We start from the raw sequence: 19,287 nt of genomic DNA, 5'->3' as shown, positions 1-19,287 counted from the left end.
CTGCAGATTTAAATTCCAGTCTTTTTTTTATTTCTCACCTCTAACCATAGCGATCTTGCCTGTTCTAACCATCTCCTCAATTCCGTAAGGTTTTAAGAGTTCCTCGAGCGCTTTAATTTTTTCTTCATCTCCGGTAATTTCAACCATTATCGAATCTTTCCCCACATCGACAACTTCCCCTCTAAAAACATCCACTATCTGAATTATCTCCGATCTGTTGCTGTAATCGGTTTTAACCTTGATGAAAGCCAGCCCTCGACTGACTGCAGGATCATTGGTTATATTGCTGACTTTATAGACCGGAATCAATTTATTGAGCTGTTTCATCAGCTGTTCAACCACAGCTTCATCTCCCTTTACAACCAGAGTGATGCGCGAAATATCACTGCTTTCGGTTTCACCGACCGACAGGCTGTTAATATTAAAACCTCTTCTGCTGAAAAGACTGGCTATGCGCGAGAGGACTCCGGATTCATTTTCCACCAGCACGGAAACGGTATGCTTCATTATGAACCCTCCTCATAAATCATCTCGTAAAGCGAACCGCCGGGCGGAACCATAGGGAAAACATTCTCCTCTTCACCGATCATGACCTCTATAATATTCATCTTCCTGCTCTGGTGAGCCTGAGCCAGTGCCTCTCGATAATCATCCAGGTTTAAAACCCGGGTGGCTTCTACGTCATATGCATCCGCTAATTTCACAAAATTGGGCACCATTTCAGGACATTCCTCATCTCCTGGCCCCTCACATTCATCAGGACAGTAATCCCTTTCCTTTAAACATGTTTCGGAATAGCGGCTGTCAGCAAATATTTCCTGCCACTGCCTGACCATACCCAGAAAAGTGTTGTTCATAATAATAACATTCACAGGCAGATCGTTTTTGACCGCGGTGGCCAGTTCCTGAATATTCATCTGCAGACTGCCATCCCCGGCTATCACGTACACGTCATCATCACGCTGTCCCGCCTGAGCTCCGATTCCAGCCGGGAGGCCATATCCCATTGTTCCCAGGCCTCCGGAAGTGATAAACTGCCCGGGATGGGAGTATTTAAAATGCTGAGCTGCCCACATCTGATGCTGTCCAACTTCGGTGACAATATACGCATCGCCACCGGTCAGCTCATATATCTCCTCCATGACAAGATGAGGGGCGATTGTACCGTTTTCTTTAGCATACTGAATATTGGCTCGATCTATTTCCTTCCACTGCTCGATCCTTTCAAGCCATCCATCCCTTTCCTTCTCCTCAATACGGGGAGTCAATTTCTGCAGCACATTTTTGGCATCGCCCACAATAGGAATATTTACGGCCACCCTTTTCCCGATTTCACCGGGATCTATATCGATATGGACAATAGTTTCCACATCGGGGGCAAATTCATTCAGCTTGCCAGTTACTCTATCATCGAAACGACAGCCAACCGCGATAATCAAATCAGCATTGGATACAGTCAGGTTGGCCTCGCTCGTGCCGTGCATGCCCAGCATGCCAAGACTCAATTCGTCCTGCTCATCAAAAGCTCCCAATCCCGTGAGGGTGGTAGTGACAGGTATTTGACTTTTTCGGGCCAGCTTCCTCAACTCCTGGCTGGCTTCGGAAATTATCACGCCCCCACCTGCATAGATGATGGGGCGTTTAGCCTCGTTAATTTTTTCTGCAGCACTTTTTACCTGCCCCTCATGCCCCTCGTAATTAGGCTTATAACCGCGCAGGTTGACCTGATCAGGATAATCATACTCACCTTCCATCTGCATCATATCCTTGGGGACATCTATGACTACAGGCCCCGGTCTTCCAGTTCTCGCTATATGAAATGCTTCTTTAATAATTCGCGGGAGTTCCTCTGCATCCTGCACGAGATAATTGTGCTTGGTTATCGGCATGGTAATGCCGGTAACATCGGCCTCCTGAAAAGCATCACTACCCAGCATATGACTGGGCACCTGCCCGGTAAAAGCGACCATCGGCACCGAATCCATCTTGGCATTGGCCAGGCCGGTAGTCAGATTGGTTGCCCCCGGACCGGATGTCGCAATGCAGACCCCCACCTTGCCGGTAGCTCTGGCATAACCATCAGCAGCGTGGGCCGCTCCCTGCTCATGATGAGCTAGAATATGCTCGAAATCCTCATCGTAAAGTTGGTCATAAATTGGTATGACAGCTCCACCGGGATAACCAAAAATAGTTTCCACGCCCTCTTCTTTTAGGGCTTCAGTGATCATTTCCGCTCCGGTAAGCTTTTTGCTCATACTATTTTCTCTCTCCTTTCCCTGGTTATAAATATTCAGAAAAAGAAAAAAAGCCCCTTCTCCACTCAGCAGAAGAGACACGAATTAAGTCTCCAATTGCCCTGAATAAGCGAAGCCTGTCCCGACTCATTTAAAATAATAAAATTTTCATGTGAAGCCGGTGTTTTATCTCATTATCGATAAATTCAACCGACCTGAAATAACAAATATATTGCTGGATACCTGTATACATTGAGGGCTGACGTGGAGAAGATTATTCTGAAATATTTAGGAGTTAGATTTCTAGTCATGGTAACATGATTAAATCTTACTGTCAAATTTAAAAAATTTTTAAACTGCAGCAGCCGACCTTCACAATCAAACCTGTAGAAGGCCGACTGCATAAAAACATCCAGTATTTTTATACCTTCTCGGTCCCTGCCGTTGAAGTCAGAACAGTAAAAGCCAGCTTAATTTTCGACCGCAGTTTAAAAGGACCCCTTGATAATCTCCCGGGCTCTCTCATCCTGGGCCTCAATGAGATAGGGTATGCCGGTCAATTCGGCTGTTTTTTTATTAGCAGCCATAAGATCGGTCCGTTCGAGAGCCGAAATATTGAATTTGCGCACTCCAGCCATAAACTGCTGAAGCCCGGTACCCAATTTGTTTATCAGGGTATGAATGGCGACAGCACCATAAGGAATTTCCTTCATATGTTCACTGCCGACTTTATCCTCCACATCATACCAGCCTGCAAATATAGCCTCGGGAGTTTCACCGGCCTCTTTTACTGTTGAAGGCAGGCTTTCCCAGTTACCATTGAGTTCTTCTCGCTTCTCAGGATGGAAAACCCCTTCGATATTGGCGCCCAGAAAACCCGGTATCATCAGAGTCCTGCCCATACAGATCAGCTTCACATGAGGAGATCCCAAAGCCAGGGCCTTAAACATATGATCTTCTCGTGAGAGGCCTCCAGCCAGAGCCAGGTCAGGCACATCCATGCCCTCATCAGCCAGAAGATCGGCGTATTCAACTGCTTTAACGTGCAGAGGTAGGGAGGGCACTCCCCAGTGATCCATCATATTCCATGGGCTCATACCGGTACCCCCACCTGCTCCATCGATCGTCAAAAGTTCCAGACCAGCCTCGGCCGAGAGTCGCAGAGCCAGAGCCAGTCCTCTCATGCCGAATGCACCCGTCTTCAAAGAAATACGATCAAAACCCAGTTCTCTGAGATAATCGACCTTTTCCATGAAAGCCTCTCTCATTTCTGCTTCGCTATCAACGCCGGTCCCTCCCAGGCGGCTGTGACGGGCAAAACTATCTATAGTTCCGGCTTCAAAGGCTTTCCTGGTGGCCTCCCGGGTTGGATCTGGATCAACTATGTAACCTCTCTCATGAAGAAATTCTGCATACTCGAGACTTCCAACCTGTATTTCACCTCCGATAGATTTCGCGCCCTGTCCCCATTTGAGCTCTATAACCACTTCATTGCCGTATTGTTCCCAGATATACTCTGCTACTCCGTTGCTGAAATCTTCCTGGTTGAGCTGAATAAAAATATCTCCATAATCTTCCTGACGGTATCTCTGATAAATCTCAATTCGCCTATCCAGCTCCGGAGCCGATACAATCCTGCCATTATTCATTTCCGCTTCTCTGTCAACTCCCACCACATTTTCACCGATGACGATGGGAAATCCGGTTAAGGCAGCGCCTATGGCAAATGACTCCCAGTATTTTTCGGCAATAAAAGTGGATCCAAGCGCACCGGTCATCACGGGCACCTTACATTTGCTTTTCATCTCGCTGCCAAATTCGCTCTCAATATTGACATTTTCATAAATGCAGTTCTTAGGAGTTCTTTCCAGTTCATCATCGAGTCCCTCAGCCCCAAAACTATAACCCTGTATTCTCAGAGAATGATAACCCGTTCCCCGAGAATCCAGGTTCGCACTACCAGCAGTGACAGAACCAAAATCGCGGGGATAAAGCATTTTTGTCCCGTAAAGTGAGGACATCCAGGTTTCGCATTTTCCTTTACAACCAGATTCACAGAGAGTGCACAGGCCAGAAGGAGCCGGGTCTCCCCGATTGACCGTGCCAAGCACATCATTTCTTTTTCTTTTCATTTAAATTGATCCCTCCTGTTGCAATTGGATTGGCTGAACCGGACCGACAGACGAAATTACCGTCCAGGATTGCTTTAACATTTTCAACTATCATAAAATTAAAGGTTATTAAGATTATAGGTTAAAACCAGCGCAAATGTCAAGCAGCTTCCGATTAATGGCGGTTTAAATCCATTCATTTTGGAGGCAGCTGAAAACAAAGTTTTTAAAGTTTTTATTGAAATTTATTCTATGATCTCTCTACCCCCCATGTAATCACGCAAAACCTCAGGTATGGTTACCGTTCCGTCTTCATTCTGATAATTTTCCAGAATCGCGGCCAGTGTCCGGCCTATTGCCACCCCCGAACCGTTCAGGGTATGAACATACCTGGCCTGAGAATCAGGATCGGGCCGATATTGTATTCCTGCGCGCCGGGCCTGATAATCCTCAAAATTACTGCAGGAAGATATCTCGCGATAACGTTCATAGGCCGGCATCCAGATTTCCAGATCATAGGTGAGTGCCGAAGAAAAGGTGAGATCTCCGGTGCAGAGCTTGACCACCCTGTAGGGCAGCTCCAGAGCCTGTAAAATCGCCTCTGCATTATCGGTTAGAGTTTCAAGCTCTTCATAAGAAGTCTCCGGCTCGACGAATTTGACAAGTTCCACCTTGTTAAATTGATGCTGACGCACAATCCCCCGTGTATCGCGTCCGTGAGACCCGGCTTCAGCACGAAAGCAGGCCGAGTAAGCAGTATAATACAGCGGCAGGTCATCAGCATCCAGTATCTCCTCGCGGTGAAAGTTGGTGACCGGAACTTCAGCGGTGGGAATAAGATAATTATCATAATCCTTAACCTTGAACATATCGAATTCAAATTTCGGCAGCTGTCCCGTTCCGGTCATGCTGTCGGAGTTGGCCAAAAATGGAGGGAATAACTCATAATATCCATGATTTTCTCTATGATAATCTATCATGAAATTTATCAGCGCTCTTTCCAGCTGCGCTCCCGCCCCTTTCATAAAGGTAAATCGAGAACCTGCAACTTTGCTGCCTCTTTCAAAATCAAGTATATCAAGATCTTCTCCTATCTCCCAGTGAGGCTTAAAATCGAAATCAAATTCGGGAGGTTCTCCCCAGCTTCTCACAAATTCGTTATCGCTTTCATCCTCTCCCACAGGCACACTTTCATCAGGTACATTGGGTATATGAAGCCGGGCATATCTCTGTTTTTCCTCGACTTCCTTTAACTCTTCTTCGTACTCGTCTATTCTGTCAGACACGCTTCTCATCTCCTCAATCATGGGCTGAACATCTTCCCCGGACTGCTTTAACTCTCCTATTTTTTCAGAAACAACATTGCGTTTGCGACGCAGTTCTTCCACTTCCTGCAATATCTCTCTTCTCCTCTCATCATGTTCCAAAAAGTCGTCGACTACATCAGACTCAATACCCCTATCTTCCATTGATTTTTTCACTCTGTCACTATTATCCCGCAGATACTGCAGATCAAGCATGTTTTTAGCCTCCTTTTTTTAAATTGAAATATATTCAAATAATAAAAAGCCCCCACCCCTGTCTCTAAAGGGGTGCGAGCTGAAACTCACACGGTGCCACCCTTCTCAAACCAGAAAGAACCGGTTGACTTTAGGTTTAAAGTGAGATAACGGTTCACTGACCGTCTCCGGTTACTCACAGCATAAAGGTTTTTGGCCGGAGCGCTTCCGGGCGGAAAGTCCCGTTCAACGCTTTTACACAATGATTTTCATCTGTTTTTGATTATATTATAATGTCAGTTAAAAAGCAACCTCAGCGCGAGCTTACCTGAATCTCAGGGCAGAGAAGATAGGGATAATAGCCGAAATTGCCGGGATATAATTTTCGACCGACGCTTTTGATCTTTTGAAAATCGTCATAGATATTGCCGGCAATCATTACATCCTCAAGCCTGCCCTGAAGCTTTCCCTCGCGAACATGATATCCATGAGCCTGAACAGAAAAATGACCCTGACTGTAATTGGAAGAATGAAATCCAACTATATTTTCTACCAGGATTCCATTTTTAACACCGGATATCATCTCTTCCCGGGAACTCTCACCCGGTTCTATCGTCGGATTGACCATGCCAGGACTGATGGGAGTTTCTATCCCCGAAGAAAAAAGGTCCCGCCGCAGGCCGTTGCCGCCGGGTTTGGCATTCATTTTGGCAGCATGTTCTAGATCATAGATAAAGGTCTTAAGCACACCTTCATCTACCAGCTTCTGGCGCCGGGTGGGAATGCCCTCATCATCAAAAAATCTTCTGCCTCCGGCTTCCTGCATATGTGGAGAGTCAACAACAGATATTTTGGGAGAAAATATTTCACTGTCGAGTTTTTCAATCAGCGGAGATATACCTCTGAACACATTGTCCGCCCGCAGACCCTCCTGCAGAGAAAATGTAAATAAATATAGAGAACGCGGAGAAAATATAACCGGCATTTTGCCGGTCTCCGGACGGGAAACCTCTCCGGCCGAACGAAATTCCCTGAGAAATTGTTCCAATTCAGCTTCAGGAATGCCCGAAAACATCTCACTGCTCTCAAATGAACGATAAAACTGAGAACCCCCTCCCGAAATTGGAAGGCTGACCATCAGGCTGAAATTACAGAGGTTATCTTTGAGATAGGCGTCCCGGGAAGTCTCCATCTGAATCTCGTCATAATTTTTGCCAAAAACGAGATTGAGAGTGATATCCGGAGCTGAACTTTTGAAAAAATCGAGCACGTCTTCCAGAAATGAAATGATTTCATCGACCTGACCGGCTCGATAATTCTTTTCTTCCCTTTCGTGAAAGGAGTTGAGACTGTGATCAGAAAAAGAAAAGACTGCTTTATCTCCATACTGGACCGATTGTTCGGCTCCCCGGACCAGTTCTTCGGCTGCTTTTTCCGACCTGCCCAGGCTGAAGTTTTCTCCCAGACTGCCATCTTCAATAACCCTTAAAGCACTTTTCTGCATTCTGCTTTTGGAAATATTTTCAACCTGCCAGTTTTCCAGTGAAATGTTCAATGTTCTTTCTTTGCGGGTCAAATGTTCGAGCTGATCGAAGCGGCGTTTCCAGCTCCGTTTTATTTCCATATCTATTTACCTCCAATCGTAACCGAGTCTATCTTTGTATGAGGAGCTCCCCGGCCGGAGAACATGTTGAGCTGCATTGAACCTCCCGAGCTGCTTTTACCGCATCCTCCTACTTCAGCAAAAGATAAATCATCCGCCACCATAGAAATATTTTCCAGAGTTTTAAAAAGCTCTCCGCTCATGTTGATATCTCTCACCATTTCTTTTTTCTCGCCGGCTTCGATACGATAACCATACTCAGCACCGAAGGTAAATTGATCTCCGGTTGTCTGTCCTCCTTTGCTGTTGACAAGATAATAACCCTGATCTATAGAATCGAATAAATCAGCCGGCTTATCTTCACCAGCAGCTATATATATATTGGACATGCGAATTATCGGAGTATATTGACAGTCCACTGCTCTCATATTTCCGCTTATTGGTTCTTCAAAAGAACTGGCTGTATTCCGAGAATGAAGTCTGCCTGCCAGCTTGCCTTCCTTGATTAAATCCGTCTTTTTCCCCTTCTGCCCTTCATCATCGTATCGATACGAACCAGGCCTGTCCTCTAAAGTGGGATCATCTATAACGTTTAAATTCTCTCCCCCCAGCCTGGTTCCCAGCTCCAATTTCTCCCGGAAAGAGGGGTTGTTTTCTATCATATCGGCTTCAGAAAGATGACCGAAGGCTTCGTGTATAAAGACAGATGCCAGTCTGGGATTCAAAATAACCGGATAACTGCCGGGAGAAATTGGCTCGGCAGACAACATCTGCTTCAAAATCTCACAGCTTTCTTCGATCTCCTCATCGCGGTCCAGCAGCCGGGAAAATTCAGGATACCCGCCGAAGCTGACTCTTTTCACCTGTACCGTGTCCGAATTGCGTCCAAAAATGCCCCCGCTGATATAGCTGCCCAAAAGCTCGTAACTTATTTCAGCACCTTCAGAATTTATGAAGGTGCGCCGGGAATGAAAATCTTGATAATTGAACTCTGTATTAATAACATATTCCCGGGAAAGAGCCAGGTCATTATAATTTTCCAGAAGCTCTTTTTTATCCGCCAGAGAATAATCACGAGGATCGCTTTTGGGCTCTATACTAACCTTATCGGTATGGACAGGCGCTTTTTTTAATCTTTTTTGTTCATCATCCAGGCTTCTGGCCCTCATGGCCAGAGACAGCAAAGAATCTCTCATTTCTTCAGCTTCTGCAAACGAGGTAAAAGAATTTACTACCTTGCGACCATCGCGATAAAGACGAAGATGACCTCCCTCGCGGTAGGAGGAGTTTATATTTTTTAATTCTTCATTTTCCATCGAAATTCTGGTTGTCTTATTTTTTTCATATCGCACATCACCGTAATCAAGATTTTTCACATCGATAAGAGATTTTAAATTTTTTTCCATGTTCTCCCTCCTCTTGCCTGCCAATTATCCAATTATCAGGATTGATTAAGGTAAATTTTGGGCACTCTTTTTCCCAGCCGTGAGACTATCTCATAATTGATGGTTCCTATCAGCTCAGCCAGTTCGCCTGCTGTTATTTCGGAGTCTCCCTCGCGGCCGATTAAAGTCACTTCCTGCCCCTCTTCGACCTGGGATATATCGCTCACATCTATCATGAGCTGATCCATACAGACCCGGCCCCGAACAGGCGCCCGCTTTCCATTGACAAGTACATCTGCTTGATTGGAAAGAAGCCGGGGATAACCGTCGGCATATCCCAGCGGCAGAGTGGCAATTTCAGCCTCTTTTTCAGTGATATAAGTCGAACCATAGCTTATCGGTGTGCCAGGAGGTACCCGCTTCAAATAGGCAATTTTGGCTTTGAGTTCCAGTACAGGTTTTAAATCAAAACTTTGATCGACCTCCCGCGAGGGGGGCAGACCGTAAAGCATTATGCCAGGCCGGACAATATCGAGACTGTATTCCGGCAGATCGATTACTGTTGCGCTGTTGGCCACCTGGCAATTGATTTCCAGGCTTTTATCTTTATTTTCCCTCAGCTTCTGGACTGCTTTTTCAAACCTGCAATATTGTTTCCGGGTGAACTCTTTATCCTTTTCATCGGCCGTGGCGAAATGGGTCATCAGACTATCCACTTTCAGCCGGGAAAAAGAGGTTATTTTTTCATAATAGGAGTTAAGCTCCTCTGGCTGAATTCCTATCCTGCCCATGCCGGTATCTATTTTTATTACAGCTGGAACAGTTTTTTCATTTTCGGAAGCCAGCTTCTGCAGAAACTCCGGGGTATCCTGGCGGCAGATAGTTGGAATCAAATCGTATTCCAGAATAATCCGGGCCTGATTTATGTCTATTTCTCCCAGAACCTGGATAGGAACGGAAATGCCGGCTGCTCTCAATTCCATGCCTTCTTCGGGCAGGGCTACAGCCAGCCTGCCCGCCCCTGCTTCCAGAGCAGCTTCTGCCACCGGGACAGCTCCATGTCCATAACCGTCAGCTTTAACCACCGCCATTATCTCCGGCCTGGAACCTATATGATCGCTAATTCTGCGTATTTGATGCCGAACATTATCCAGATCCACCTCAGCCCAAACCGGTCGAGTTACAGCATCCATAATAATTAGTCCTCCTCAAATATTTCAACGGCAGCAAAAGCTGCCGGTTCCACTCAGCTGCGTTCTATAAATAATTTCCAGACGCAGGGTCATTTTTCCTCCAGCTCACCGCGCAATTTTTTTACTATATAGCTGGCCACCTGCTCACCGGTTGTTCCACGACCAAAACCGGCGTCCATGCCGCATTTCCTGGCTATTTCGTCAGTAATCTGAGTGCCGCCTCCTATCAAAATAAGTTCGTTGCGAACTCCTCGTTCACGGCAGAGGTCATGAAGTTTTTGCATGTTCTCCCTGTGGACTTCATTATGGGTTATAATCGTGCTTATCATAATAACGTCTGCATCAGTTTCTATGGCAGCATCCACCACTTTGCTGACAGGTATGGAAGTGCCGAGATAATGAGTTTTAACACCGTATTTTTCGATCCCACCGTGCTTTATATCTATAATTTCGCGAAGTCCTACGGAATGTTCGTCCTCTCCCACCGTGGCTGCCACGACCTGAAGGGGATTTTCAGCAAAAAACTCTCTGATCTCCTCCTCCGGCAGGGGAATCTCTTTTTCCGGTATTTCAAGTTCTTCAAGATCCACAGCGAAATCGAGCTGGCCCTTCATCTCGATCAGTGTCCCTTCGGCGGGATGCATTTTTTCCCGGTGGATGACCTCCACATTTTTGAGGTTCATTTCCTCACCTATCTGCTGAGCAGCCTGTTCAGCTATTAATTCCTCCGTCGGCAAAAAGAGGGTGATCTCCAGCCAGCCATCTCCAATCCATTCCACTTCCGGTTTTAGGTGTTTGCCGCTTCGGTACTTCTCGTTCTCTTCCAGGCGTTTATGAACGTTGTCTTCTGGATCAAGCTCGTCTATAAATTGAATCTTATCCCTATCTTCGAGTGTACATCCTCCGATCAGGTCACAACCTTTTTCCACATCTCCCGGCAAATTATTGTAACCAAAGTGATTACAGACGGGGGCTAAGTAATCCTCATCTCGCGGCACTATGCTTTCTGCAGCTACCCCTCCGTCCTGCTCTCTAATAATGCCGTCGCCATTTCTTTCCGGATACATTCCGGAATCCACAAAAAATCCTTTCGCCACGGCATCGAAATAACCACCCACTTCCAGAATTTCTTCCATAAAGAGGATAGCTCTCTCCTTCAACTCTATTGCCTTTTGACGCAGATAGCTCTGCTCTTCATCTTTCAGCTCAATCAGATTTTGCAGGCCATCCAGTCCGGCAAAGGCCTGTTTGGCTGTATCGACAGCCTGGATATTATTGTAATGCCAGGGGACATTGCGCCCTTCATCGGGTGTTATAGTGCTCTGGATATCGGCCGAGGTTAGAGCAGAGATGAGCAGATTGAGGGTATGAGTGACAGTCGCTTCTCTTAACGATGATTCCATATATTTGGTGTTTTGCTGAGCCCGAAAACGAAACCCTTCGAAAAACTCCCTTAAAGCCACCGCATATGGCAGATTTAGCTTCAAATCCGGAGCGGGAGGAGCTGCTGGTGGTACAGTCGAAAGGGCTATAAATTCTTTTTCCATTCCCGCTTTAAGAGAAAACATAGAATTTATGGCATGCTGGACAAAAAGTTCGGGCATCACCTTCCAGGCTTTACGGGCGGTGGCATTGGCGTTATGAGCTCCATCTATCTGGAGCATGTCAACTGAGGCCATCACTCTTTTGGCCACAGCAGCATCTACAAAAGATCTATACATGTTGACATCTCGATAAAGCACATTATACTGGGGATCCTGATGAGCCCCATTTACCCCCTCTTCAGCGAATAAAACACCGATTTCAGGACCAGCTACTCCGCTGACGTAGGAATGAAAATTGAGCTCTCTTCCCACCTCATCTTCTACAAGATCCAGAGCTTTACGGGTGACTCTGATCTGCTTTCTGGTTATCGGTATTCCTCCAACACCTTCCGGTGTTCCTTCAATAAGACCGTCAAAATGGCTCTGGCCAGCTGTTCTGATGACCATCAAATGATCGGCTCCATGCCAGGCAGCCATGCGCATCCTCCGGAGATCATCTTCAAAACGTCCGGAGGCGATCTCCGTAGTTATGACCGGTTCAGGCTGCGGATCGATGCCCTCAAAACTTCTGGCAGCCGGAAGCGGTATGCTGTTTTCCAGCGGTTGACTCATATCATCGTAGGTAAAATCGACGAGTTTCAGTTCCTCAACCGGCTTACGCCAGCTCCAGCCCTTACGCCGCGGCTCGTAATTTTCGATATCATCAAGCAAAGCCTCTATATCCAGTTTTTTCTCCGGGCTCAATTCATCCATTTTTAACCTCCTCCCCCTTCTTCAGTAAAAAGAGACTGCATTTCCCGAACCTCCAGTCTGCCATTTTTTATCCTGAGTCCGGCCTCTCTTATCGATATATTGTCTTTTTCTGAAATTTTCAGCACCACATGACCCGCTCCCTTACCCAGAAGCTCAGCTTCCATAACTTTTTTAACTATGGCTTTAGCTTCCTGACTATCAAAACCCATTCTCAAAAGCACCGACCTTTCGATGGAAGGAGAGGTGTGACTCCTGGCCAGCTCGATGATAGGATCGACTATTTCTTCAGACAGATTCCAGAATTTTTCCCTCAGTTCCTCCTCGCTCATGTCAGACATATGCTCTCTTCTTTCGGCAAAATTATCATCTCTTCTTTCTGGCATCTGTAAGCCCTCCTCAAACAAAATTTTTCTCGAATTTATTTTTTCTGTTCAATCCCAGGCTTTTGAACATGATTTTAAGGGCAGCCTCAGGATGGCTTCTTCCCAGAATGCCTGCCGAAGCCATGATATAACTTTCATCGATTAAAACTTCAGCCTCAGGTTTTGGTAAAAGCTGTCGGGTGTGCCTGCCCGTCAGGGTCCTTAAAATTTTCTTCCCCCGGGGAAGTCTGGTCAAAGCTCCACCCGTACCGATCAGCCAATCTGCCGCGGTAAGATCTTTACCTTCTGCTACAGTCTTCCTTCCGCCCGAGGTGTAATAATCTCTGAATTCGCCGGCATGTCTTTTAAGCGCTTCTCTAACAGCTTCTTCAGCCAGCCTGCTTACCAGCTCTTTTTCTCTTTCTCCCCGGGGCAGCGGTGAAATGTCGCTGTCAGGATTTATGCTTTCTCCCATTATCTCACCAACATGAGGGGCGCTGCGGTAGACCCCGAGATCTCCCTCGACAGTCCTTTTGGCCTCGGGTTCTGGATTAACCATCATATCCCTTACTTCACCCGATTCCTCACATACGGAGTGAACATCAGTAGTAGCTCCTCCTACATCAAAAACAACCAGATTGCCCAATCTGTTTTTAAGCAGTCGTGCAGCTTCCATCACCGCGCCGGGCGTCGGCATCATTTCGGCTGTAAGCCATTCTTCAATTTTTTCCATGCCGGGAGCTCTGACAATATGGCGGGCAAAAACTTCGTGAATGAGCTCTCTGGTCGGCTCAATATTAAGCTGATCGATTTTAGGATAAACATTCTCGGTTATTAATATCTCCAAACTGGAATCTTCCAGTAACTCCCTGATCTCATCCTGTATAGCTTCATTACCGGCATAAATTAGAGGGATTTTCATATCCATTTCGGCCAGAACACGGGCATTATGAAGAATTATATCCTCTTCACCATGATTTACACCGCCGGCGAGAAGTATCATATTGGGCTCAAGACTCTCAACTCTGTCGAGATGTTTTTCTTTTAATTCGCCGACTGTCACCTGCTTTATTACGCCCCCGGCTCCCAGAGCAGCTTCTTCAGCAGCTCTGACAGTCATATCCTTTACCAGTCCATGAACTGTCATTTTAAGACCGCCAGCTGCACTGCTGGTGGCCAAAAATTCGGACCAGTTGAGGTTTTGAATCTCCAGCTGTTCCTTTAAATCTTTAAGAGCTCTTTTCACACCCAGCATAACATTGCCCTCTTCGACTGTGGTACGGGCCAACCCCTGACCGAGATGAACAGGTTTTTTATTCAGATTGTCGAAGGCATTTATCATAGTTGTCGTGCTGCCAATTTCAGCAGCCAGCACATCAATATCGCCATCTGTCATAAAGAAGGCCTCCTTTCCAGATCAGCCCCCGTATCAAAGATCCAGCTCGACATCCAGATTTTTTTCGATCAATTTTCTGGTTTCATCAGGCTTTAGATTTACTTCCCGGGCCAAAAAATCAAGATAGTTTTGATCAACACTGGTAATTCCGCTCTTTTCTACCGCTTTCTCAAGATAAGAAATTCTGATGCTATCTAAATCGAGATCGATTCCTTCAATCTGCCCGGGTCTTTCGGGGATGATAATATTCTCACCGGGACTTTCCTCCTCCGGATGACCTCTTTTTACTTCTACACCCATCCCCCGGGCAAAATTAAGCTGGGAGATGGGATGTTTTCCGGCACCGGTGTATTCGGTCTCCTGAACAACGATGATCTCCTCTTTATCCAATTCCTGAGCCAGGCTCAGGGCAGGGGCCAGAGAAGTATTGCCCGCCGGGCCTCTTTCCAGTCCTTCCAGGCGAGCCAGAGCTTCGGTGATGTAAAAGACTTCACCCTGGGTCACAGTAAGATAGCGATCCATATAGCGCAGTGCCCGGGCGGCATTGATGGGCACATCTGCCCTGTCCGGCCAGGTTGCAAAAGGGATGCCGAAACCCGTGTGACCGGTGGTAAATGATTTGCGGTTGAAATCTTCATCGCTGGCCATATGAAGCCCGCTCAAATCGACGCTGGCACCTATTACTCTGGTTTTTTCAGCTCCTGCCTTTTTTAACCCCCGGGCCGTGCCGGTAAGATTTCCCCCTCCAGCATTGGTGCAGATTACAGCAGCCGGCTCTATTCCTTCTCTTTTACGAATTTCATCAACGATTTCATAACCCAGTGTTTCCACTCCGGCAATACCAAAGGGAGTATAAAGAGAAGCATTGAAAAAACCGGTATCTTCAAGCACCTGCAAAAAGGTATAAAAGAGTTCGGGACCTACAGTCAACTGCAGAACTTCGGCCCCATAGGCCTCACATTTTCGACCTTTTTCCAGAATCTCCGGCTGACCACGGCCGGCGCTGTCATAGACTTCCTGGACTATTATCGAATCAAGTCCTCTGATATTCGCCTGCGATGCCACAGCTGCTCCGTAATTGCCGCTGGTGGCCGCCACCACGCCCGGATAACCTTCCTTTTGAGCATGATATACCGACACTGAAGCCCGGCGGGGTTTATAGCTGCCCGAAGGGTTGGCCGCCTCATCTTTGAGAAAAATTCGAGCTCCTTTACCCGGGGGCGCCAGTTCTCTGGCCAGCGCAGTCAAATTTTCCAGCTCCAGCAGAGGGGTCCTGCCCACCCCTGCTTCTTTTTGAATTTCTCGCACCTCATCAAGATCGTACCCTGCTTCATTCATCATTTTGTCATAATCAAAAACCAGTTCATCTTTGCGAAATTTTTCATAATCTATGCCGACTGCCTTCTTCATTATTTCATTCCTGCGGGCCATCAGCTCTTCGTAATTATTTGCTGACATCATTACTCACCCCCGTCAGCGGAGAGAATCTGTTTTAATTCCTCGCCAATTGTGATGAGCTCGGGCACAGGCTTCCCGTATTTATGATCATAGGAAGGATCAGAATCGTGAAGAACTCCCTCGTATCTATTTCCGATCACTGTCCTGATTTCGACCTCATCTCCCTTCGCTGCTGGAGATGTAAGGTATCCTTTAATTCTCATTTCCAGCGGAACCCGGGCTGTATCTTCAGGAACCTGCGGCGCCCTGCTCCCGGGTTCGAGAACGATTTTTTTAATCTCAACCCAGCTTCCCCGGGGAACTTTTTTAGTCATGTTATATATACCTCCAGTGCAAAATTTATTATGGATCTTCCCGGCTTCAGTTGTTAAATAGGTGTGTAAAAAAACCTTATTTAGTTAGACTGGAAGATATCTACCGACAGATAACAAAAAGAGATATAAATTCTTTTAAAGCAGGCCGGAAATATCTTCAGGCAGAGCTGAAGGCACAGGCAGATCTGTCATCGTTTTCAGGCCCGGCTCAGCTTTTAAAACCAGCGGAATCATATTTACAGAAACTGCTATCGTTCCTTTGCCGCCGGGTATTTCCGGAGTTATCGCCATGTCGATTCCCGGATCACCTTTTATCTCAATATAGTCTCCCGTTTCTATTCCTGCTTTTTCGGGACATATCTGTTGTGGATGCCTGAGAACAATTATCTCGTTTCCATTTTTAAAAGCGCGGGCAGTATGACGGCAGCCTGCCACCATTCCAGGTTCTACTCGAACATGTTCGGTGCTTCTTGCCACATCTGAGATTATAGGTTCACGACTCTCCTCGACTTCATCAATATCCCATTCCAGTCTGTCAGCTATCATGCTGATTGATTCCTTAAAACCAATATGGCCTACAATTTCCCCTTTTTCCACCCCACGATTAAATTCATCCACCGTAGTGCCCACGCCCTGAGTTTTCATCACGGTCGGCCCAAAAGGAGAGAGATCATTAATTCTTCTGGCCGTGATTTTTTCGACTCTCAGACAGGCTCCTGTGAGTGCTATAACGAGCAGATCCAGTATAAAGCCGGGATTAATACCTGTTCCCAGCAGGGAAACCCCTTTCTCTTCCGCAATTTGATCTAACTCAAAAGCTATTTCTGGTTCTGCAACCTCAGGATAGGCCATCTCCTCAGCAATAGATATCACATTGCAGCTTTTTCTGAGCGCAAACTTAATCTCCTCCTCCACCTGGACGATCGAAGAACTGGTAGCATTTAAAACAACATCGGTCTCTTCTGTAATTGCCCGCGAAGGATCATTGACCGCCTCGACTCCCAATTTTTGTTCCAGTTCCAGCAGTTCACCGATATCTATGCCGGATTTACCTTCTCGACTGGCTATGCCACCAGAAATCTTCAGATCAGATCTCTCTGCCAGTAATCGACCCATGCCGCTGCCCATAGATCCCAGTCCCCATAAAACCGTCTTTATAGCTCCTATGATAATCTCCCCCTGTAATATAAACGAGCAGGTTTTATTTACAACTAACTACTATTGTAGTTACTGACAGTTACATTATAATATTTATAAAATTCACATGCAAACAATAACGCACTAAAAATCAGAGATTAATTTAACCATGCATTAATATTCCCTTTTTATAGGTTTTTTCGACCTCTATCCTGTCGATATTTTCGGGGTCAGCTTCCAGTATATCGCGATTTAACACTATAAAATCAGCCTGAAAACCTTCGGCCAGCCTGCCTACATCCTTCAAACCGGAAATCTTTGCTGCTGATTCAGTATAAAGGCGCAGCGACTTTACGATATTCAGTCCTTCTTCGGCATTATAGACAGTTCCTTCATGGGCTTTTCTGGTGACTGCAGATTTAATTCCTGCCAGAGGATCGGCCGGGGGTTTCCAGGGAGTAGCTGGCGCATCCGAGGAAAAAGCCAGAGGAATCTCACGGTCTAAAATAGATTTAAAAGGATAAGAAGCGGAGGTTCTCTCTGGACCTAAATTCTTAAGATAGCTTCCTATCTCAGCATAAGGAAAAATCGGCTGACTGACAATTCCTATATCACCGCGGGCAGCTTTGTCCAGAGATTTTTTGTCCGGTAAAGCAGCATGTTCAAGTCGAATTGAAGGACGGTTTTTCAACCAGTCTTCATGTTGATAAAGAGTGTCAACCGTCATTTCTATAGCTTTATTTCCCATGGCATGAATAATCAGCTGAAGAGAATTTTGACGGGCATATTCTGCTGCCCGGCGCAATTCTTCTCTGTCGATCAATTTAGACCCAAAATTTTGATCTGCTCCTAAATAGGCGGGATCAACCCAGGCCGTAAGTCCGGAAACGCTGCCGTCGGCTATAACTTTTACTCCACCAATGTGAATCTGACTGGATCTTTCCAGCTTAAAATCGGGCATTTTTTCTTTATGCCTGAGTTCGGACCACTTGTAGTGAAGTATCACTTTATGTTTCAACCCTTTTTTCACTGCCCGACGATAGATTTTATAATAATCGATCGGTGTTTTCTCCGCCATACTGTCGGCAATCGTAGTTATCCCCAGCGAAAAAAGATCCTGAGAACAGGCCAATAAGCTCTCCGCTCTTTGATCTATTCCACCATCAGGGAGATCATTTAAAAGCATCATCATCGCTTTCTCTTTGAAAATACCTGTTAAATTTCCCTGACCATCTTTTTCGATTTTGCCCCCCTCAGGTTCGCTGGTTTTAGAATTTATACCCAGCTGCCGCATAGCCTCACTGTTCAGGACTGCGATATGATTGCAGGTTCTGATAAGCATGACAGGATGGTCAGGAGCGGCGCGATCTAAATCTTCGCGGAGAGGAGATCTTTTCTCATCCAGCTTCTCCTCATCATATCCCCAGCCTCGAATCCATTCTCCTTCTTCCAGCTCTCTTTTTTTCTCCTTGATTTTTTCTTTTATGTCAGCTATAGATTCAACTTCAGGAGGAAGACAGGCTATTTTATCTCTGTCCCGGGCCATGAAAAGAGCATGCATGTGAGAATCTACAAAACCGGGCAGCACTCTCCTGTCCTCCAGATCAATTTCCCTGACTGGATATTTCTGTCTCCAGAAATCATAATCCAGATTCTGTGAATGACAGACTTTCGCTATTTTATTTCCAGCTATTATCAGGGTATCGGGATCACTGCCGGATCTATGCGGGGCAAAGATTTTGCAATTTCGAAAAATTTTAATTTTAGGTTCCTTACTGTTTTTATCAGGCATGATATCCCCCTCCTGGAATAATACATAATATTAAACTTCGATCTTCTCCATATCAGCTGGTAAATAGGTGAAAAAAGCTTATTTAGTTATGCTGTAATATATAAAGTTTCCGATGCTTTTTAAGCTCCATTAGTTAAGGTTATGACTAACTCTGAGTATACAGCATGAATATGTCAGTTTAACCAGCTGCTGCGGAGAAAAACCTTAAACTTTTCTTAGCTCAAATCAAACAAGTAAAAGGGGAGCTCTCGCTCCCCGCACTGCGTCTCAAAAATTTTATTATCATGCTGAATTGGACTCCTGGGGCAAACTTATCGATCAGGTTTTGCTTTTTCTTAATGCCGAAAGCGGGCAGCCAATTCGGGAACCGTCTCAGCAGCATCACCCCAGATAGGGATGACAAAATCCTCCTGATAAAGAGTATTTTCCACGCCGGAATATCCGGGTTCAGAGTCGAGATTTAAAACCAGAACATTTTCTGCTTCTTCAGCATTCAATACCGGCAT

General features: G+C 46.0%; 15 protein-coding genes. All 15 read right to left on the bottom strand.

What is annotated here, in order from left to right:
- Window positions 1-27: 27 nt before the first annotated feature.
- The gene (gene ilvN, locus BLT15_RS09540; protein ID WP_089761074.1) at window positions 28-507 is read right to left on the bottom strand and encodes an acetolactate synthase small subunit; all 480 of its coding nucleotides are present in this window, start codon (window positions 505-507) and stop codon (window positions 28-30) included.
- Window positions 507-2,255, bottom strand: a complete 1,749-nt coding sequence (ilvB, locus tag BLT15_RS09535; RefSeq protein WP_089761123.1) for a biosynthetic-type acetolactate synthase large subunit — start codon at window positions 2,253-2,255, stop codon at window positions 507-509. The genes ilvN and ilvB overlap by 1 nt, the downstream gene beginning before the upstream one ends.
- A gap of 467 nt (window positions 2,256-2,722) precedes the next feature.
- Window positions 2,723-4,366, bottom strand: a complete 1,644-nt coding sequence (locus BLT15_RS09530) for a glutamate synthase-related protein (protein WP_089761072.1) — start codon at window positions 4,364-4,366, stop codon at window positions 2,723-2,725.
- A 224-nt stretch (window positions 4,367-4,590) separates the two neighbouring features.
- Complete coding sequence (gene serS, locus BLT15_RS09525; protein ID WP_089761070.1) at window positions 4,591-5,865, bottom strand: serine--tRNA ligase; 1,275 nt, start codon at window positions 5,863-5,865, stop codon at window positions 4,591-4,593.
- Window positions 5,866-6,157: 292 nt separating this feature from the next.
- On the bottom strand, window positions 6,158-7,468 hold the full coding sequence (locus BLT15_RS09520) for a metallopeptidase TldD-related protein (RefSeq protein WP_089761068.1): 1,311 nt from the start codon (window positions 7,466-7,468) through the stop codon (window positions 6,158-6,160).
- Window positions 7,469-7,470: 2 nt separating this feature from the next.
- Window positions 7,471-8,853, bottom strand: a complete 1,383-nt coding sequence (locus tag BLT15_RS09515; RefSeq protein ID WP_089761067.1) for a TldD/PmbA family protein — start codon at window positions 8,851-8,853, stop codon at window positions 7,471-7,473.
- A 35-nt stretch (window positions 8,854-8,888) separates the two neighbouring features.
- Window positions 8,889-10,025 carry an alanine racemase gene (gene alr / locus BLT15_RS09510; RefSeq protein WP_089761065.1) on the bottom strand — a complete coding sequence of 379 codons (1,137 nt, stop codon included), beginning with the start codon at window positions 10,023-10,025 and terminating at the stop codon, window positions 8,889-8,891.
- A gap of 89 nt (window positions 10,026-10,114) precedes the next feature.
- Entirely contained in the window at window positions 10,115-12,322 is a 2,208-nt protein-coding gene (oraE, locus tag BLT15_RS09505) for a D-ornithine 4,5-aminomutase subunit OraE (RefSeq protein ID WP_089761063.1), read from the bottom strand.
- A gap of 2 nt (window positions 12,323-12,324) precedes the next feature.
- Window positions 12,325-12,705 carry an ornithine aminomutase subunit alpha gene (locus BLT15_RS09500; protein WP_089761061.1) on the bottom strand — a complete coding sequence of 127 codons (381 nt, stop codon included), beginning with the start codon at window positions 12,703-12,705 and terminating at the stop codon, window positions 12,325-12,327.
- A 13-nt stretch (window positions 12,706-12,718) separates the two neighbouring features.
- Entirely contained in the window at window positions 12,719-14,080 is a 1,362-nt protein-coding gene (locus BLT15_RS09495; RefSeq protein ID WP_089761059.1) for a GlmL-related ornithine degradation protein, read from the bottom strand.
- 33 nt (window positions 14,081-14,113) lie between these two features.
- Complete coding sequence (gene ortB, locus BLT15_RS09490) at window positions 14,114-15,538, bottom strand: 2-amino-4-oxopentanoate thiolase subunit OrtB (RefSeq protein WP_089761056.1); 1,425 nt, start codon at window positions 15,536-15,538, stop codon at window positions 14,114-14,116.
- Between the two features lie 2 nt (window positions 15,539-15,540).
- Window positions 15,541-15,852: a 2-amino-4-oxopentanoate thiolase subunit OrtA gene (gene ortA, locus BLT15_RS09485; RefSeq protein ID WP_089761054.1), complete on the bottom strand. Its 312-nt coding sequence runs from the start codon at window positions 15,850-15,852 to the stop codon at window positions 15,541-15,543.
- Window positions 15,853-15,987: 135 nt separating this feature from the next.
- On the bottom strand, window positions 15,988-17,010 hold the full coding sequence (gene ord, locus BLT15_RS09480) for a 2,4-diaminopentanoate dehydrogenase (protein WP_268762245.1): 1,023 nt from the start codon (window positions 17,008-17,010) through the stop codon (window positions 15,988-15,990).
- 142 nt (window positions 17,011-17,152) lie between these two features.
- Window positions 17,153-18,781 (bottom strand): amidohydrolase, encoded by a 1,629-nt coding sequence (locus BLT15_RS09475; RefSeq protein ID WP_089761050.1) that lies wholly within the window; start codon window positions 18,779-18,781, stop codon window positions 17,153-17,155.
- A gap of 335 nt (window positions 18,782-19,116) precedes the next feature.
- Window positions 19,117-19,287 (bottom strand): NAD(P)(+) transhydrogenase (Re/Si-specific) subunit beta, encoded by a 171-nt coding sequence (locus tag BLT15_RS13765; protein WP_143423058.1) that lies wholly within the window; start codon window positions 19,285-19,287, stop codon window positions 19,117-19,119.

The sequence above is a fragment of the Halarsenatibacter silvermanii genome (assembly GCF_900103135.1).
In the GTDB taxonomy this organism is placed as follows: domain Bacteria; phylum Bacillota; class Halanaerobiia; order Halanaerobiales; family Halarsenatibacteraceae; genus Halarsenatibacter; species Halarsenatibacter silvermanii.
Note: the sequence above shows the minus strand (reverse complement) of the source record. Positions and strands in the feature narration are given on the sequence as shown.

Coding starts and splice junctions, on each gene's coding strand:
- ortB (WP_089761056.1), bottom strand. CDS start 15,538: ATGTCAGCAAATAATTACGAAGAGCTGATGGCCCGCAGGAATGAAATA.
- ilvN (WP_089761074.1), bottom strand. CDS start 507: ATGAAGCATACCGTTTCCGTGCTGGTGGAAAATGAATCCGGAGTCCTC.
- BLT15_RS09475 (WP_089761050.1), bottom strand. CDS start 18,781: ATGCCTGATAAAAACAGTAAGGAACCTAAAATTAAAATTTTTCGAAAT.
- BLT15_RS09515 (WP_089761067.1), bottom strand. CDS start 8,853: ATGGAAAAAAATTTAAAATCTCTTATCGATGTGAAAAATCTTGATTAC.
- oraE (WP_089761063.1), bottom strand. CDS start 12,322: ATGGATGAATTGAGCCCGGAGAAAAAACTGGATATAGAGGCTTTGCTT.
- alr (WP_089761065.1), bottom strand. CDS start 10,025: ATGGATGCTGTAACTCGACCGGTTTGGGCTGAGGTGGATCTGGATAAT.
- BLT15_RS09500 (WP_089761061.1), bottom strand. CDS start 12,705: ATGCCAGAAAGAAGAGATGATAATTTTGCCGAAAGAAGAGAGCATATG.
- ortA (WP_089761054.1), bottom strand. CDS start 15,852: ATGACTAAAAAAGTTCCCCGGGGAAGCTGGGTTGAGATTAAAAAAATC.
- BLT15_RS09530 (WP_089761072.1), bottom strand. CDS start 4,366: ATGAAAAGAAAAAGAAATGATGTGCTTGGCACGGTCAATCGGGGAGAC.
- BLT15_RS09495 (WP_089761059.1), bottom strand. CDS start 14,080: ATGACAGATGGCGATATTGATGTGCTGGCTGCTGAAATTGGCAGCACG.
- ilvB (WP_089761123.1), bottom strand. CDS start 2,255: ATGAGCAAAAAGCTTACCGGAGCGGAAATGATCACTGAAGCCCTAAAA.
- serS (WP_089761070.1), bottom strand. CDS start 5,865: ATGCTTGATCTGCAGTATCTGCGGGATAATAGTGACAGAGTGAAAAAA.
- BLT15_RS13765 (WP_143423058.1), bottom strand. CDS start 19,287: ATGCCGGTATTGAATGCTGAAGAAGCAGAAAATGTTCTGGTTTTAAAT.
- BLT15_RS09520 (WP_089761068.1), bottom strand. CDS start 7,468: ATGGAAATAAAACGGAGCTGGAAACGCCGCTTCGATCAGCTCGAACAT.